The following is a 17,466-nucleotide window of genomic DNA, read 5'->3' on the forward strand; positions in this document are numbered from 1 at the left end:
ATGTACCTCTTAAACAAGTGCGTGCTAATTAAGACCTCCTTACCTTAATTTTCATTTCAACCTAATTACTTATTTAGTACGAAGTGCATTTAGTTTTGGTCTTCAATAAGTTAAATACGATTAATTAAATATAAAAACACTCTTAAACCAAGCTGAGCAAATAAAAATAACCACTTAGTCGCAATGGTGTAAATAAATTAATAAAACTGTGTTACGTTTAAATTATGTTGTACTAATAGGTTTATTTAATGAAGCCAACTCCTCATATTTATGCATTAACAAACAGTAGCTTACTGTTTGATGCATCGCATTTAGACGCAAAAGATAAACTCTCCATTCAAAAGAAAATTTGGGCTTTAACCAACCACTGTAAAAGCACTGATGAATTTACCGATTTAGTCCCAGCTATGAACTCGCTCACTCTTTATTTAAAATCTGATAAACACTTAAATAAGTGGCTACAAGTGCTACCCTCGCTGTGGGATGACATTAAAAGCAGTACTTTTAAGGGGCAGCATCACTTAATTGAAACCACATACAATGGCGAGGATATTAATTACGTGGCTAACTATCATAATTTAAGCGCTGATGAGGTTATTAATATTCATAGTAAAGCCAAGTACCACGTATTATTTTTAGGCTTTCAGCCCGGCTTTGCCTACCTTCACGGCTTAGATGAGCAATTACATACCCCAAGGCGTGATGAGCCACGTGTTAGGGTTCCTAAAGGCTCTGTTGCGATAGGTGCTGCGCAAACCGGAATTTACCCTGCGGATACGCCAGGCGGTTGGCACATAATAGGCAATACAAATACCTCTTTGTTTGATTCAACCTCTGCGCAACCTTGTTTAATTCAACCTGGCGATACGCTTGAATTTGTTCCGCTAGTTAATAAAGGAGCAACTCATGATTAAAATCCTTAAAAGTGGTGTATTGCTTACAATTCAGGATTTTGGCCGTGTTGGCTACCGCCATTTAGGTGTAAGCAAAGCGGGCAGCTTAGACCCCTTTGCGCAAATAATTGCTAATAGATTACTTAACAATAACGACAATGATGCCGTTTTAGAAATAACCGTTGGTTTGTGCGAACTTGAATTCACCTGCGATACAGTCATTGCACTTCATGGTGCCGATTTGCAAGCAACCCTTGATGGGCAAATAATTTACCCTGGTTGGACATACGCAGTAAAAAACAAGCAAGTGCTTAGCTTTGCTACAGGTAGAGCGGGCTTAAGAGCTTATTTAGCGGTGAAAGGCGGTATACAAAATACTGAGGTTATGGGCTCTAAATCTACAGATTTAAATGCATGTTTTGGTGGTATTCAAGGTAGAGCTCTCACCACAGATGATGAAATACCTATTACTCCTTATTATGGAGAGTTTATAAAAGTAGGTGCAATTGCTCCACCTCAGCGCAAACTTATACGCTTGTACCCAAGCCCTCACGCTAACTTACTGGGTAAGCCATTATTGGATACCTTTGCAGCAACTGCATTCAAAGTCAGTACTAACAGTAATCGAATGGGCGTAAGGCTTGAGCATAATAAGAATAGCTTGGTGCATTCGCACTCTTTGCCATCACTGGGTGTAAGTCCTGGGAGCATTCAACTACCACCAAATGGTGATCCTATAGTGCTACTTAACGATGGACAAACCACTGGGGGATATCCTCTTTTAGGAACAGTTATTGAAGCCGACTTACATCAATTTGCACAATTTAGACCTTTAGATACAGTTGAATTTAAATATGTAACGTTTGAAGAAGCCGCAAAGGCAAAGCAGAAACTTGACGGGCACCTACATCAATTGAGCCTTGCACTTAAAAATAACCTATAAAATATTCTAGAATCAACACGCCCTAGACTTAAAAGATAAGTACCATGTAATAAAGGCCCAAATTCCGACGGCAGTTACCTTACTCGCCGTTAATATTATTTTAATGTATAGCTTGGTGTTTAATGACTAAATCAACTTCTACTATGCCGTGTGTATTAATAACCGGTTTTGCTCCTTTTGGTGGCGAAACTATCAATCCTTCTTGGCAAGCAGTGCAAAAACTTGATGAAACTATCATCATGAAACACAAAATATGCACACTAGAACTTGCCTGTGAGTTTAATACGTCTATCAGTCAGCTTATAAACGCCATTGAGTCGCATAACCCGGCGGTTGTTTTGTGTATAGGACAAGCTGGTGGGCGAAGTGAAATATCAATCGAGCGTATTGCAATAAACGTTGACGATGCACGCATTAAAGACAATGCAGGTAAGCAGCCTATCGATACGCAAATTGAAAAAAATGGCCCTGATGCCTATTTCACAAACTTACCCATAAAGCGCATGTTACAAGCATTGCACAACAGTAATATCCCTGCTGCTATTTCAAATACGGCAGGCACCTATGTGTGTAATCACGTTATGTATGGCCTTATGCATTATATAAACGATCACTGCGCGGTGATGAAAGGTGGCTTAGTACATGTCCCTTATTTACCAAGCCAAGCGGTGCACCACAATGGCGCACCAAGCATGAGTGAAGAAACCATTATTAACGCTTTAAAGGTCATGATCGCACAAGCTTTGAACAACAATAGTGATGTAAAAATAGCAGCAGGCACCACGCATTAACCATTTTGGTGCAGTTACATCTAAGTTGGTGCATAAATTATTCTTAATTAATTGTAAAAGCTATGTGACTTGAGTAATTTTTTCTGATAAAACAAGGTTTCGCAGTACAGCAAATTAGCTCTGCTGCACACATAATAGGAATGAGGAGTTACTATGTGTTCAATTTTTGGGGTATTAGATATTAAATCTGATCCCACTCAATTGCGTACCCAAGCAATTGAAATGTCAAAGCTGCTTAGACACCGTGGTCCGGATTGGTCTGGTGTATATGCATCTGAAAAAGCTATTTTAGTACATGAGCGTTTAGCTATTGTTGGTGTATCAAGCGGTGCACAGCCTTTATACAACCCAGAAAAAACAAATATTTTAGCGGTTAATGGCGAGATTTATAATCATAAAGAACTTGCAGCAGAGTTAGACGTTGATTTTACTTTTCAAACTCAATCAGACTGTGAAGTTATTTTAGCGCTATATAAACAAAAAGGGCCTGACTTTTTAGATGACCTAAACGGCATTTTTGCATTTTGTTTATACGACGAAGAAAACGACGCCTACTTAATTGGCCGTGACCATATTGGTATTATCCCGCTTTACACAGGGCACGACGAGCACGGTAACTTTTATGTTGCTTCTGAGCTAAAAGCACTTTCTCCAATTTGTAAGCACATTGAAGAATTTCCACCAGGGCATTACCTGTACAGCAAAGATGGCAAAATGACGCCTTATTACAAACGTGATTGGGAAACATTTGATGCAGTTAAAGATAATAGCGCAGAAGCGCAAGACGTTAAAGATGCATTAGAAGCGGCCGTTAAACGTCAATTAATGTGTGACGTGCCTTACGGTGTATTACTTTCTGGTGGCTTAGACTCATCAGTTATCTCTGCTATTACGCAGCGCTTTGCCGCAAAACGTATTGAAGATAACGACGAAAGTGATGCATGGTGGCCTAAGCTTCATTCTTTTTCAGTAGGCCTTGAGGGCTCGCCAGATTTAGCGGCTGCACAAAAAGTAGCTGACATGATTGGTACTATTCACCACCCTATCATTTTTACTATTCAAGAAGGCATTGATGCACTTCGTGAAGTGATTTACCACATTGAAACGTACGATGTAACAACAATTCGTGCCTCTACACCTATGTACCTAATGGCTCGCCAAATTAAAGCCATGGGTATTAAAATGGTGTTATCGGGTGAAGGTGCTGATGAGCTATTTGGTGGTTACTTATACTTCCATAAAGCGCCAAACGCACAAGAGTTTCATGAAGAGTTAAACCGTAAAGTATCAAAACTGCATATGTTTGACTGTTTACGTGCTAATAAATCAATGGCGGCATGGGGCGTAGAAGCACGTGTACCGTTTCTTGATAAAGAATTTGTTGATGTTGCTATGCGTATCAACCCTGAAGCTAAAATGTGTAAAGATGGAAAAATTGAAAAACACATTTTACGTGAAGGCTTTGAAGGCTACTTGCCTGATGAAGTTTTATGGCGTCAAAAAGAGCAATTTTCAGACGGTGTTGGCTACAGCTGGATTGATACGTTAAAAGAGTTTGTAAACGAGCAAGTAAGCGATCAAGAGCTTGCAAATGCAAAATTTAAATACCCCATTAATACGCCAGATTCAAAAGAAGCATACTACTATCGTGCAATTTTTGAAGAGCATTTCCCAGGTGATGCATCAGCTAAATGTGTACCACATGGTAAATCGGTAGCGTGCTCGACTCCTGAAGCACTTGCATGGGACGCATCGTTCCAAAACAACGCTGATCCATCAGGTCGTGCTGCAGGCGTTCATAACGACGCATATGCAAGCAAAGGTTAACACTTTTTGTATATCGCAGCGTAGGCCTTTATGGCTCACGCTGCGCTTTATAAAGTACACTTACACCCAATCTGTTTTTTTTAGCCCTGCAAATAACTTAAAAGGCTCAAGCGCCTTAATTGTTATTTATGAAAATGGGTTAACATCAAAAAAAATGCAATATATTGCATCACAATCAATTCACCCTGCTACCGTATTTTTAAATCAAAATGAAATAACTAAACGTCATTGTAAAATTCGTTGGTTTAATCAAACAAGTGAAATTAAACGCTGCGGGCATGGCACTTTAGCAGCCGCTAATTTTTTGATAAAGCATTTTGGTTATTGCCCTAAAGCGTTTATCTCAATGAGTCATGAGCGTTTTACTATAAAAGAAAAAAAACAACGCGCTCAGCTATTACTAAAAAGCATAGAGCCACAAAAAAGCAAATTAGCTAAAGATGAGTTACAAAACGTGTTTTCATTAGCAATAAAAGCAGCCTATAGCACCGGTGATAAAAACGGTTACACGGTTGTATTATTTAATAAAGAATTTGATGAAGAATTCGATAAAGAATTCGATAAAGAACTTGAAAAAAAATCCGATGAAAAGCAGGACTTAAAAAGCTTACACTTTGATTTTAAAGCTTTGAGTAAAGCCCATAAAAATGCAGTTATTGCGCTTAATATACAAAATATAGACAAAAAAAGTGCCATAGCGCATTTTAGATACTTTGCCCCTCAGTTTGGTGTTAATGAAGACAGTGCTACTGGCTCTGCTCTATCGGTTATTGCCCCATTGCTTTTTAGACTGTACGGTTTAAATAAAGCCAAACTTATCCAACAATCAAATAATGGCGCACTGCTAAACTATGAATTTAACAATGCTAAAGTTTTGATTTACTAAATCATATGATAAGTAACTGTTTAAAGAGGCCTTAATAAGCACAAAGCAAAATAGTTACTGTCGTCTTGCCACGTTTGCTCTAACTTTAAATTAGCCTGCGCTGCAAGCTGCTTAAACGACTCAAGCGTGTACTTATGAGAGTTTTCTGTATGAATGCTTTCACCTTCTATAAAGTCTATTTGCTGATCGTTTATAATCACACTTTGAGTACAATTACTTACTAAATGCATTTCAATACGGCTATGTTGCTCGTTAAAGCGTGACTCATGGCTAAAGTTATCTACGTTAAATGTGCCATTTAGCTCGTTATTAATACGTTCCAGTAAATTTTTATTAAACGCAGCGGTGACTCCCGCTTTATCATTGTAGGCATCAAGTAGCACTTGGCGCTCTTTGACTAAATCAATGCCAATTAACACATACCCGTTTACACCACATAACCGATGGAAATTATTCATAATTTCAATCGCTTTTACTGGAGCAAAATTACCAAGAGTCGACCCCGGAAAATACACTAAGTTAGTTTGACTGTCTAAAGTGGTATCTTTGGTTAACTGCTTAACCATTTGGCTATGCGTAAAATCGCCTAGTAGAGGTGAAATTGTAAGTTCAGGAAACAACGGCGACAAATGTGCAAGTGAGTAACTAAGCATTTCTTCAGATATTTCAAATGGAACAAAGGTTTTTACGTTTTCCATATGCGCTAGTAAATACGCTACTTTTTTACCAGAGCCACAGCCTGGCTCTATAATAGAAAGGTTTTCAGGTAGCATTTGAGCAATTGACTTCGAGTGTTGCTCTAATATAGAAAGCTCTGTGCGTGTTACATAATATTCTTGCAGTGTTGTTATTTGCTCAAATAATGCAGCACCTTTATCATCATAAAAATATTTACACGGAAGCGTTTTTTGTTGTTGAGTTAATCCGCTTATCACATCATTTAAAAATTCAGTGTCGGTTATGTTGCTTTGCTTAATCGCTGTTATTTGGCTCATACTATATCCTTAGCTAGTCTAATTCCGCTGCACATCCACGCTTGGTGCGGGTAATAAAAATTACGGTATGTTTGTCGTAAATGGTTTTGAGGGGTAAACACACACCCGCCGCGTAATACCATTTGGTTATTCATAAACTTACCATTGTATTCCCCTGCTACTCCTTCAATAGGTTTAAAACCGGGGTATGGTAAATATGCACTGTTCGTCCATTGCCAGCATGAATCAGTTAACTGACTTATTTTAGTATCACCTTTTGCTAGTTGAGGTGTGAGATAACGTTCTTCTGCTTCAACCAAATCATCGTTCTTAGCCGCATATTCCCATTCGAACTCTGTAGGCAAACGCGCTTTTACAAAATTAGCATAGGCACTGGCCTCAAAATAACTAACATGGCAGATGGGTGCATTTAAATTAAGAGGCTGCAACCCATAGTGTGTAAACTCAAACCATTCGTTATTTATGCAATGCCAATATAATGGCTGTGTTAATTTGTTATTTTGAATGTTTGCCCAACCATCGCTCAGCCAATACTGTGGGTCGCTATATCCACCGGTATTTATAAACTCTAAATATTCACCATTAGTGACTAACCTGTTAGCAAAGCTAAATGGATGAATTAATACTTGGTGCTTAGGTAGCTCGTTATCATATGCAAATTCGTCGTCGGCATTTGTGCCTATATTAATAATGGCTTGCTCAAAGTTTATAAAATTAAGAGGCTTAATATGAATTGGTTTATTTTGATTAGTTAAAAGTGATGTTTGATATTGTGGAAATAATGGGTTTACTGAAAAGTTATATTTGATGTCCATAAGCATCAGCTCTTGATGCTGTTGCTCGTGGTTTAATCCAAGATCAATAATATCTTTAATTTGTGGACTAACTTCGCTCTTAAGCAATTCAATAATGCAGCTATCTACATGCTTTCTATAAGCTAACACTTCATCTAAACCAGGTCTGGATAAACTACCTCGGTTGACGCGCTTAAATTGCTCTCCAATACCATTGTAGTAAGAATTAAAAAGCATTTTATAATGAGGATTAAACACTGTGTACTGTTTACAATGAACGCTAAGTAAAAACGTTTCAAAAAACCAGGTGGTGTGCGCTAAATGCCATTTGCTTGGACTGACATCTGCCATAGCTTGTAGCTGGCAATCTTCTAAAGTGAGAGGTTCAATAATAGCCAAACTTTCGCTTCTAACGCTGCAAAAGCGTTTCACAAGTTCGGTTTGATTGGTATTGTTTAAAGCGCATTCACGCATAATAGTATTAATCCTTTTCCTATCTATTTATAAAATATAGCCCAGTACTGTGTTAAATCATATTCATATTACAACTTGATTAAAGATGCTTCTCAGCTTATAAATTTATACTAGCCCTAGAGAGAAATTTGCTCTTTGCTGCTCAGTTTTTAATTATTCTCATGTGTATTTGAGCATGTAGAATAACGCAGGTTTGTAACCGCACCGTTAGGTTACAAACCTAGGATCGATTAAACTGCTCCTAAATAGAAAAAATTTTAATCCTAAAAGGTCAACAAGCTCTAATATTTAAGCATCAATTAAGTTGCTTAAAAGTGATCTTTTTTTACTTAACCAAGTAAATTAATACTTTTAATAGCAAACTAATTTTTAACGTTCACTGAATTTATAATTTTAGAGCTTTTAAACAAAAGAATCATGAATTTGGCCATATAAACAGCGATTTAAATACAAATTCATTTACATTTAATATTTAACTCATACACTACTAGCTGTATGATCACTCTTCAAATTAGTTAGTCTTCAAATAATTACGGTATTACTTTTACTTAATATTTAAAGGCTAATGTAATTCGATATGACGCCGAATTTATTTTCGGCTTGTTAGGACAACTAAAGAGGTATTGCATGAAGGAAAATCATGACAAATATAGTATTGACAGTACAGACTACACTGTAGGTCAAGACAACGTACAAAAATGGGGACTTGATATACATAACTCTGTTTTCGGCATAAGTGCCGGACTGATTGTCATTTTTTTAATCGCCATTCTTGTTACCGATCCACAAACGGCTAAATCTGCGCTTGATGGTATAAAAACAGATATCATCAATAACTTTGACGCCTTATTTATGTGGGCTGCTAATTTTTTCGTTGTTTTTTGTTTAGCGCTTATTGTTTCACCTTACGGTAACATTCGTTTAGGTGGTGATGATGCTAAACCGACTCATTCACGTATTTCATGGCTAGCTATGTTATTTGCTGCTGGTATGGGTATTGGCTTAATGTTTTGGGGCGTTGCTGAACCACTCGCATATTATACAGGCTGGTTTGAAACACCACTGAACGTAACACCTAATACACCCGAGGCAGCAAAAGTAGCAATGGGTGCGACTATGTTCCACTGGGGCCTTCACCCGTGGGCTATTTATGCAGTTGTCGGGCTTTCACTTGCATTTTTTACTTATAATAAAGGCTTACCGCTTTCTATTCGTTCTATCTTTTATCCTATTTTAGGTGATAGAGCATGGGGCTGGCCAGGTCACCTTATCGACATTTTAGCCGTGCTTGCAACCCTGTTTGGTCTTGCTACTTCTTTAGGGCTTGGGGCACAGCAAGCTTCTGCAGGTATAGACCATGTATTTGGTACCTCAGGCGGAGTTGGTTCGCAAATCTTAGTCATTATAGGTGTTTCACTTTTAGCTATTGTTTCAGTAGTTCGTGGGATTGATGGCGGCGTTAAGGTACTTAGTAATGCCAATATGCTAATCGCCTTAGTTTTGCTTATCTTTGTTTTTTTAGTAGGCTTTGCTGTTTCTGTAGGTAATATCCCGACTACTGTTATGGGCTATATAGAAAATATAATTCCACTAAGTAATCCTCATGGTCGTGAAGATGAAACTTGGATGCACGGTTGGACCGTATCTTATTGGGCATGGTGGATTTCTTGGTCACCATTCGTAGGTATGTTTATCGCGCGTGTTTCACGTGGTCGTACAATTCGTGAATTTTTAATTGCGGTATTACTTGTCCCTACTGCTGTTACTATTTTATGGATGTCGATTTACGGAGGCATTGCTATTGACCAAGTAGTTAATGGTGTGGGTGAATTAGGTGCTAATGGCTTAACTGAAGTTCCTCTGGCTATGTTCCAGATGTTTGATGCATTACCTCTATCTAATATCTTATCGTTTATTGCGATTGTACTAGTATTAGTATTTTTTATTACGTCATCGGACTCTGGTTCTTTGGTAATTGATTCAATCACTGCCGGTGGCAAAATTGATGCTCCAGTACCACAGCGTATTTTTTGGGCTGTTACTCAAGGTGCGGTAGCCGCTGCATTACTTTGGATAGGCGGGACTGAAGCGATTCAAGCACTTCAAGCTGGCTCTGTATCGGCAGGTTTACCTTTCACTATTGTATTGTTATTTATGTGTTTAAGCTTAGTTTTAGGTTTGCGAACTGAGCCTCGCCCAATTAAATAATACTTTTAGGTAACACTTTTACTTAGTAGTACTTTTACTTAGTAACAAAGCGCCGCAATTTTTTGCGGCGCTTTTTTGTTTAATACCAATCTGCTTATATATAGGGTCTATTTAACGTTAAGAAAATCACGCTAGAACTAGGCAAAATTTTTAACGACGTTATAGTGAAATTTAATTCGTTAAATTGATCAAAGATTTATGCAGGTTGGTATAACTATTTAAGATTATCAATTCGCTTAATAAAGTGATCTAATTGGTATTATACCCACAACTCTGAAATTGGAGTATCTACACGGTAATGATGACTCAGCTGCGCTTGTAATAGCTCAGCGGTAGCAAGAGCATCTGTTAATGCATTATGGTTTTGATACGCGGGCAAAGAATAACGCGCACGGCAATCTGTTAATCTGAGTGAGCCAAGTTTTGTGTTAAACAATCGACCTAATACTCCCTGCCTTGCTTTTAGTGCTCTTTTTTCTAACTCCATTGTATCAACAAGTGCAAACTCAATACCTTCTTTAAGCCTCAGTAATAACGCATTATTTAAAAAATGGCGCTCTATTGCAGCGTAATGCACCACGACAACTTTGCCACTTAGCGCTTCAAGTAAAGGTTCAATAATTCGGTTAAAGTCAGGAGCGTCATCCACCTCAGAGTGCGTTATTCCATGGATTAAAATAGACTCTTCATGCAGGTTACGTCTAGGTTGAACAACCCAATGCCGGCTGTGCTTACAATAAATACGCTTTAAATTAAATGGCACTAAGCCAACACTCACAATATCGTCGTTCTGGCTATTTAAACCTGTTGTTTCAAAGTCCATTGCTACAAAAGGCACATCTTCTACTGCGGCTTTATCTTGGTTATAAGCACCTGCATAAAAGTGTTTTAACAATTTATTTTTGGTGTTGTTGGCAAGCTCGTTATATCTAGCTTGCCAATCAAGTACTTTATAATTACGTGGATTCATAGGCTACTTCACACCAGAATTTGCTGTGTAGCTAAATTTTAAATAGCTTTGTGCTTTTTCTAAAATAGCAAACGCCTCTTTTAAATTTCGCTGCTCGAACGGAGACAATAAATGTGGATCTAAGTCATTATCAGGCTCTTCGCCCTTCTCTATTTGCCACGCTTGATGACGAATTCGCATCATAGCAATATACTCAAGTGCATCACGTAAATCTTGGGCTTTACCCTGCGGTAATAGTTTAGCTTCAATAATATCTTCTAAACGCTCAAACGAATTTTGTTTACGCGAACCAATGGCTAACGCATGCACGCGTATAACATCAGAAAGCGGTGCTGTACCTCTTCGCTTTAAGTTCATTGAACGTTTATGCTGGCCATTATGCTCCATAACAAAGCCTTTAAAAAAGCCAAGCGGTGGTGTTCTATTTCTTGCATTTGCTGCCATGTTAGCTAGAAATATACGATTCGCTTTACTTTGTTTCGCTATAAATATTTTAAGCTCATTAGCCCACTTAGTTTTGCCCCACACCCCGTCTAAATCAAAAAATATAGAGCTATTAAGCAGTGCTTGTGGTTTTGGCTGAGCAATCCAATCAGCAAATTGATCAAACCATTCGGAGCGGGTTTTACGCCACTTTTTAAACGACGCCATTATTTCGCCATCACAATAGGTATAACCACATTGCGCTAGGCCATCACACACAAAGTCTGAGATATTCTGAAAATATTCGTTATGTTTTTCGTCGTCGTAACTGTCATCTAAAATTAATGCGTTATCTTGATCAGTTACAATAAGTTGCTCGTCGCGAGCCATTGAGCCCAGTGCAATAAAGCAATAAGGAACGGGAGGTGGGCCAAATTTTTCTTCAGCTAATACGAGTAATCTTTGCTTAAATGTACGCCCGATAACCGCCATGGCAGTACCAATCATGTGTGAATTTGCATCTTCATTAACCATGCGTACAAATACATTGGGTAATTGGCGTGCATAATGCGCTAAATCCTCAATTGTTTGTTGAGCAAGTATGCCGCGCACGAGTAATAAGCTGCTTTGCGATTCATAACGTAAAATATCAGAGAGTGATATAACTCCTATAGGACGTCTTTTTTGTACTACAGGCAAATGATGTAAGTTATCTCTAAGCATGGCAAGTACTGCTTCGAAAATATAGTCATTAGCATCTAAAAGCACTAAGTTAGTCGACATAATCTCTTTTGCTTGAGTATTAAAATCAAGCCCTTTAGCCACTACTTTTGAGCGTAAATCCCTATCGGTTATTATGCCAACGACTTGCCCATCATCTTCTTCTGGGTCATCATTTATAGGTTTATTTACATCAGTTACCAAAACTGACGAAACGGCCTCTTCGGTCATCAATTTTGCAATATCTTGTATTGTAGACGTTGCATCTACGGTGACTACATCTCTGTGAATTAATGATTTTACCTTCGCAGTTGTAAGGTCATTCCCATCGGCTTGTTCAACAATAGCTTGATGTAAACGCACATTACCATCTGTTTCAAAGTAGTCAGCAAACGCATCAAACTCATCACAGTAACGATTGAATAGTTCAACATTTATGCAATAAACTAACGTATCTTCAAGAGCAGTTGCAGGAAAACGCACCTTACGGTTCATCAATAAACCCATTTGACCAAATATTCCTGCGATAGCCAAACGATTGTATAGCTCACCATTTCGGCGATACATTTCTACAGAACCACTTCTAATCACATACAAATCAGATATGTCTTGTCCAAAACTTAAAATGTCAGTTTTTGCTCTAAAATAAGCAACCTCAACTTGTTGAGCTAGCTCATTAAGCGCTTTTTGAGGTAAGTCATCAAAAGGAGGATGTTGTGCTAAAAATTGTGCGATTTCAACTTGTTCGGCTTGCATAAATCCCTTCCTGTATGCGCATTAAAATGACTAAATATGTTTGCAGATTAACACTATCATCGGAGCGTGAAAACAATTACTGCACAATTTTGGGCACAAAAAAAGAGCCCAGATAGACTCTTTAAATGTGATACTTATTGTAAAAATTTATTTACCGCGCTGAGCGTCTTTTTGCGCTTTTTTAGCTTCTTTACGTTGCTGTAAAACGGCTTGCGCTTCATTGCCAATATGACCTTCACCACGGGCTTGTGCTAGTTCTATTTGCTTTTGGCGTTCAGCAAATCGCGCGCGTTGCTCGTCTGTTACTTCCTCAATACAATGATGACAAGATACACCTTCCATGTATTCAGGCTTTAACTTTTCTTCTTCTGTAATTGGCATACGGCACGCGTGGCATTGATCATAAGAACCTTTTTGTAAGTCGTGATCAACCGCAACGCGATTATCAAATACAAAACATTCGCCTTCCCACATGGTTTCTTCTTTTGGCACTTCTTCAAGGTATTTTAAAATACCGCCTTCAAGATGATAAACCTCATCAAAACCTTGCTCTTTCATGTAGGCTGTCGATTTTTCACAGCGAATGCCGCCGGTACAAAACATTGCTACTTTTTTATGTTTCTCAGGGTCTAAGTTTTCTTTTGCCCACTGTGGAAATTCACGGAATGTCGTTGTATTTGGATCGACTGCATTTTGAAAAGTACCAATCTCAATTTCGTAGTCGTTTCGTGTATCAATTAAAATAACTTCTGGATCAGAAATAAGCGCATTCCAATCTTTTGGTTTTACATAGCTACCCACAACTTTTAGAGGGTCAATTCCCTCAACGCCCATCGTTACAATTTCTTTTTTGAGCTTTACTTTAGTGCGATAAAACGGGCATTCATCATCGTAAGATTCTTTTGTTACGATGTTTTTTAAATTTGGTTGCTTATCAAGCCATGCTAGTAAATTGTCTATCCCTTCACGTTTTGCAGAAACAGTGCCGTTTATTCCTTCAGCCGCAAGTAGTAATGTACCGCGTACTTCATTCGCTTCCATCACTTCAAGTAATGGCTTACGGATAGCTTCAAATTCAGGTAAACCAACAAACTTATACATCGCACACACTACAAAGTGCTCATTTGTTACATTATCTTTATGGACAGCCGTCATTTTATTTCCTATTTTGCTTTTTTAGCCAGTATTGGCGTTTACCGAATCGTAAATCCGGCGCATATGGGGCGCGTATTTTACGCTTTTTTAATTTAATTGCAAAAAATAGCGCTATAGATTGGTTTTTACTGTTAGCGACCTATCTGTGTAAGCTATAATGCGCTGATAAATTTATAGACTTAATTTGCTCATTTTGGAGAAACACACATTGCAGTTTACTGATCTTGGGATTGATACACGCCTTGAAACACAATTAGCACATCAAGGGATCACCCAGCCCACCGACATTCAAGCTCATGCGGTGCCTACAGCACTTGCGGGGTATGATATTTTCGCTCAGTCTAAAACTGGGTCGGGCAAAACCTTGGCGTTTTTATTACCTGCTGTACAAAGGGTTATGAAACAAAAAGCACTCAGTAAACGCGATCCTCGTGTACTTATTGTTGCTCCTACGCGTGAGCTTGCTACGCAAGTATTTACTCAACTGCGTTTATTAATTGCAGGCACAGCCATTAAGGCCGTAAAAATACTTGGCGGCGAAAACTTTAATGACCAAATAAAAGCACTTAGAAACGACCCACAATTCGTAGTTGCTACACCTGGGCGTTTAGCCGATCACATTACAAAACGCTCACTACAATTGAGTGGGCTAGAACTGCTTATTTTTGATGAAGCCGATCGTATATTAGATTTAGGCTTTACCGAGCAGTTAAAAATGATTAACGAGCAAGCTAATCACCGTTTACGTCAAACGTTATTGTTTTCTGCAACACTTGACCATGCTCAAGTAGATGCACTATCACGTAATCTATTAAAAAAGCCAAAGCAAATCACGCTAAGTGCGGCGAACGAGCAACATAGCGATATTAAACAAACGTTATACCTTGCCGATCACCTTGATCATAAAGAAGCGCTTTTAGAGCATTTCTTGAATCAAGATGATGTTGGCCAGTGTATTATCTTTACAGCAACACGTTCTGACACAAGTCGCTTGAGTGAAGCGCTTAATGCTAAAGGCTTCAAGTCTGTAGCGCTTGCTGGTGATTTAACTCAAAGTAAACGTTTAGATATTATGGATTCGTTTAGTCGCGAAAACTTTAAAATATTGATAACGACCGATGTTGCGTCTCGTGGTTTAGATTTACTAAGCGTAACGCATGTTATTAACTTTGATTTACCAAAACACGCAGAAGAGTATGTACACCGCATAGGTCGTACTGGGCGTGCTGGTTTTAAAGGTAACGCAATTTCATTAGTTGGGCCTAAAGATTGGGCAAGTTATTTAGCTATTAAAGCATTTTTAAATGACGAGTTAAAATTTGCGAGCGTAGAGGGTTTAAAAGCTAAGTTTAAAGGTTTAAAAGAGAAAAAACCTGAGGCAACGTGGGATAAATCTAAAGAAAAAGCAGCTGCTGTTAAAAAGCCTGTATTTAAACGCAAAGCTAAACCTAAAAAGCCAACAGCACCAATTAAAGCACCAATGAACATTGATGGCGATACACCAATGCGCCGTAAAAAAAAGACTGAGCAGGAATAATTATGAGTTACCTAGGAACCACACAAACATTATTTGTAAAAGAAGTGAGTAACGAAGGTGCTTACTTAGACGGCCATGATTTAGGTGAAGTATTTTTACCAAAGCAAGAAATTAAACATGAACTTGAAGCTGGCGATAGCATAAGTGTTTTTATCTTTTTAGATAATGCTAATTTAGCGACTGCGACAACTAAAAAGCCACACGCACAAGTAGGTGAATATGCCCTACTTCGCGTTAAAGAAATTAATAGTATTGGTGCATTTTTAGATTGGGGTCTTGAAAAAGATGTTCTAACTCCGTTCAACGAACAAAAACCACGCATGCAAGAGGGTCATTCATATTTAGTTCGTTTGTACCTTGATAATGCAAGCCAACGTATTTGTGCATCAAACAACTTTAATCGTTTCTTATCTAAAGATGAGCCGCAATATACTCACTTACAAGAAGTGGATTTAATCGTCGCTGGCAAAACGGATATTGGCTACAAGGTATTAATTGAAGAATCGCACTTCGGTGTTGTTTTTTACAATATGGTATTTAAAAGCTTATTTGTAGGCCAAAAGCTTAAAGGATTCATTCAAAAAGTACGTGAAGACGGAAAAATTGATGTTGTACTAGAAAAACCAGGCATGGGTAAAGTAAGTGACCTTGGTGAAACTATTATGCAAAAACTTAAAAACGAAGGTGGAGTTATTCCATTAGGCGATAAGTCTGAACCTGAAGCGATTAAAAAGATGTTTTCTACTAGTAAAGCTAATTATAAAAAAGCGATTGGTGGATTGTTTAAACAAGAGTTAATAGATATTGAAGCGAAGTCCATTCGCTTAAGATCTTAGTCATAAATAATAGACTTTAATTACCAATAATATCTGTTGGTAATTAACCTAAAATATACTTGTAAGGTAATGTACATTGCGTATATTGCCTTGAATAATCAAGAACTTCACCTTCCGACTCAATATTGAGTGGCGCTAAACGAAAAACCTTTTTTTCACATTCTGTTTTTTTATCATCAAGTTTCGATATGCATTCACTCACACTCACATGCTGAGATATGAGTGTATCTTCATTCTTGTAACACAGGTGATGAGCATAATCTTGCATTGTTTTTTTAAAATAAAACATATCGACTGGGTACGTTGAAATTATATCTGTAACGGTTGTTACACCGTCATATGCTTTATTAGAAAAAACATATTTATTTACCGAAAAAACTGCAACAATAATTATTAATGAACCAAATACTAACTTCAAAACAAACCCCTTACTTCGTCTTTATTCTAACAATGTAACATAAAATACGTATTAGGTAAGGGTTTTAGCACTATATTGCTGCTTTTTGTTAAATTATAATATGGTTTTATTAACATCGTTGAGCACTTTTACGGGATTATCCGATTGAGTAATAGGTCGGCCTATAACTAAATAATCACTTCCTGCATCGATTGCTTGCTTAGGAGTCATGATACGCTTTTGATCGCCGGCATCACTCCCTTCAGGACGTATACCTGGTGTAACAAGCTTAAAGCTTTCACCTAACTCTGTTTTTAATACTTTAGCTTCTTGCGCAGAACACACAACCCCATCAAGCCCTGCTTCCTTTGCAAGCTTAGCTAAATATATAACTTGCTCTTGAGCCGATTTATCAACGCCCAAACGCTTAAGTTCTGTTTCATCCATGCTGGTTAATACAGTAACAGCAATAAGCAGTGGCGCTTTATCACCAAATTGCTCAAGAGCAGATTTAGCTTTACTCATCATTTCAAAGCCACCAGATGCATGTACGTTAACCATCCATACACCCATTTTCGCAGCGGCAGTAACCGCTTTAGCTACTGTATTAGGAATGTCATGAAATTTTAAATCTAAAAAAACATCAAAACCTAAATCAATTAACTCTTTAACAAATGCAGGCCCAAAATAAGTAAACATTTCTTTGCCGACTTTAAGACGACATGTATCAGGAGAAAGTTGTTTAACAAAGTTTAAGGCAACTTCTTGATCATTGTAATCTAATGCTATAAGAATTTTTTTTGAGTGTTCGAAAGACATGACTATCCTAATGTATGGCAGTAAAATTATTAATATGGGGTT

Annotated in this window: 15 protein-coding genes and 1 pseudogene; 9 read left to right on the top strand and 7 right to left on the bottom strand. The window is 37.9% G+C overall.

Translation table 11 applies throughout. The annotated features are described in order from the left end of the window. Positions 1-248 precede the first annotated feature (248 nt). From pxpB to GQR55_RS00130, 6 genes and pseudogenes are all read left to right on the top strand, one after another. A complete protein-coding gene (pxpB, locus tag GQR55_RS00105; RefSeq protein WP_166419007.1) occupies positions 249-914 on the top strand; it encodes a 5-oxoprolinase subunit PxpB in 666 nt (221 codons plus the stop codon). Further along, positions 907-1,836: a biotin-dependent carboxyltransferase family protein gene (locus GQR55_RS00110; protein ID WP_166419008.1), complete on the top strand. Its 930-nt coding sequence runs from the start codon at positions 907-909 to the stop codon at positions 1,834-1,836. Before pxpB ends, GQR55_RS00110 begins: the two co-directional genes overlap by 8 nt. A 22-nt stretch (positions 1,837-1,858) precedes the next feature. Further along, positions 1,859-1,966, top strand: a pseudogene (locus GQR55_RS20285) (DUF979 family protein); the annotation flags it as partial. After that, positions 1,959-2,627 (top strand): pyroglutamyl-peptidase I, encoded by a 669-nt coding sequence (gene pcp / locus GQR55_RS00120; protein ID WP_166419009.1) that lies wholly within the window; start codon positions 1,959-1,961, stop codon positions 2,625-2,627. The pseudogene GQR55_RS20285 and the gene pcp, both read left to right, overlap by 8 nt. Positions 2,628-2,780: 153 nt before the next feature. Beyond that, a complete protein-coding gene (gene asnB, locus GQR55_RS00125; protein WP_024598933.1) occupies positions 2,781-4,454 on the top strand; it encodes an asparagine synthase B in 1,674 nt (557 codons plus the stop codon). Next, on the top strand, positions 4,438-5,340 hold the full coding sequence (locus GQR55_RS00130) for a PhzF family phenazine biosynthesis protein (protein WP_166419010.1): 903 nt from the start codon (positions 4,438-4,440) through the stop codon (positions 5,338-5,340). The genes asnB and GQR55_RS00130 overlap by 17 nt, the downstream gene beginning before the upstream one ends. Before the next feature lie 20 nt (positions 5,341-5,360). On the opposite strand, the gene egtD is transcribed toward GQR55_RS00130, so the two are convergent. Together egtD and egtB are read right to left on the bottom strand one after the other, a co-directional pair. Continuing rightward, complete coding sequence (egtD, locus tag GQR55_RS00135; RefSeq protein ID WP_166419011.1) at positions 5,361-6,335, bottom strand: L-histidine N(alpha)-methyltransferase; 975 nt, start codon at positions 6,333-6,335, stop codon at positions 5,361-5,363. Next, on the bottom strand, positions 6,332-7,603 hold the full coding sequence (gene egtB, locus GQR55_RS00140) for an ergothioneine biosynthesis protein EgtB (protein ID WP_166419012.1): 1,272 nt from the start codon (positions 7,601-7,603) through the stop codon (positions 6,332-6,334). Before egtB ends, egtD begins: the two co-directional genes overlap by 4 nt. Positions 7,604-8,230: 627 nt before the next feature. Here egtB and GQR55_RS00145 point away from each other — a divergent pair. Continuing rightward, complete coding sequence (locus tag GQR55_RS00145; RefSeq protein ID WP_166419013.1) at positions 8,231-9,811, top strand: BCCT family transporter; 1,581 nt, start codon at positions 8,231-8,233, stop codon at positions 9,809-9,811. A gap of 259 nt (positions 9,812-10,070) precedes the next feature. Here GQR55_RS00145 and GQR55_RS00150 read toward each other — a convergent pair whose 3' ends face one another. The 3 genes from GQR55_RS00150 to GQR55_RS00160 form a co-directional block, all read right to left on the bottom strand. Then, the gene (locus tag GQR55_RS00150; RefSeq protein ID WP_166419014.1) at positions 10,071-10,781 is read right to left on the bottom strand and encodes a 3'-5' exonuclease; all 711 of its coding nucleotides are present in this window, start codon (positions 10,779-10,781) and stop codon (positions 10,071-10,073) included. Positions 10,782-10,784: 3 nt separating this feature from the next. Then, positions 10,785-12,680 (bottom strand): DUF294 nucleotidyltransferase-like domain-containing protein, encoded by a 1,896-nt coding sequence (locus GQR55_RS00155; protein ID WP_165727499.1) that lies wholly within the window; start codon positions 12,678-12,680, stop codon positions 10,785-10,787. 147 nt (positions 12,681-12,827) lie between these two features. After that, complete coding sequence (locus tag GQR55_RS00160; RefSeq protein WP_165727498.1) at positions 12,828-13,835, bottom strand: rhodanese-related sulfurtransferase; 1,008 nt, start codon at positions 13,833-13,835, stop codon at positions 12,828-12,830. Positions 13,836-14,043: 208 nt separating this feature from the next. Between GQR55_RS00160 and GQR55_RS00165 the strand changes: the two genes are divergently transcribed. Together GQR55_RS00165 and GQR55_RS00170 are read left to right on the top strand one after the other, a co-directional pair. Then, a complete protein-coding gene (locus GQR55_RS00165; protein WP_166419015.1) occupies positions 14,044-15,372 on the top strand; it encodes a DEAD/DEAH box helicase in 1,329 nt (442 codons plus the stop codon). Positions 15,373-15,374: 2 nt separating this feature from the next. Beyond that, positions 15,375-16,208 (top strand): S1-like domain-containing RNA-binding protein, encoded by an 834-nt coding sequence (locus GQR55_RS00170; RefSeq protein ID WP_024590152.1) that lies wholly within the window; start codon positions 15,375-15,377, stop codon positions 16,206-16,208. Between the two features lie 43 nt (positions 16,209-16,251). Here GQR55_RS00170 and GQR55_RS00175 read toward each other — a convergent pair whose 3' ends face one another. Continuing rightward, positions 16,252-16,626, bottom strand: a complete 375-nt coding sequence (locus GQR55_RS00175; protein WP_166419016.1) for a hypothetical protein — start codon at positions 16,624-16,626, stop codon at positions 16,252-16,254. Between the two features lie 93 nt (positions 16,627-16,719). Further along, complete coding sequence (gene pyrF / locus GQR55_RS00180; RefSeq protein WP_166419017.1) at positions 16,720-17,424, bottom strand: orotidine-5'-phosphate decarboxylase; 705 nt, start codon at positions 17,422-17,424, stop codon at positions 16,720-16,722. Positions 17,425-17,466 lie beyond the last annotated feature (42 nt).

The sequence above is a fragment of the Pseudoalteromonas sp. Z1A8 genome (assembly GCF_011378855.1).
In the GTDB taxonomy this organism is placed as follows: domain Bacteria; phylum Pseudomonadota; class Gammaproteobacteria; order Enterobacterales; family Alteromonadaceae; genus Pseudoalteromonas.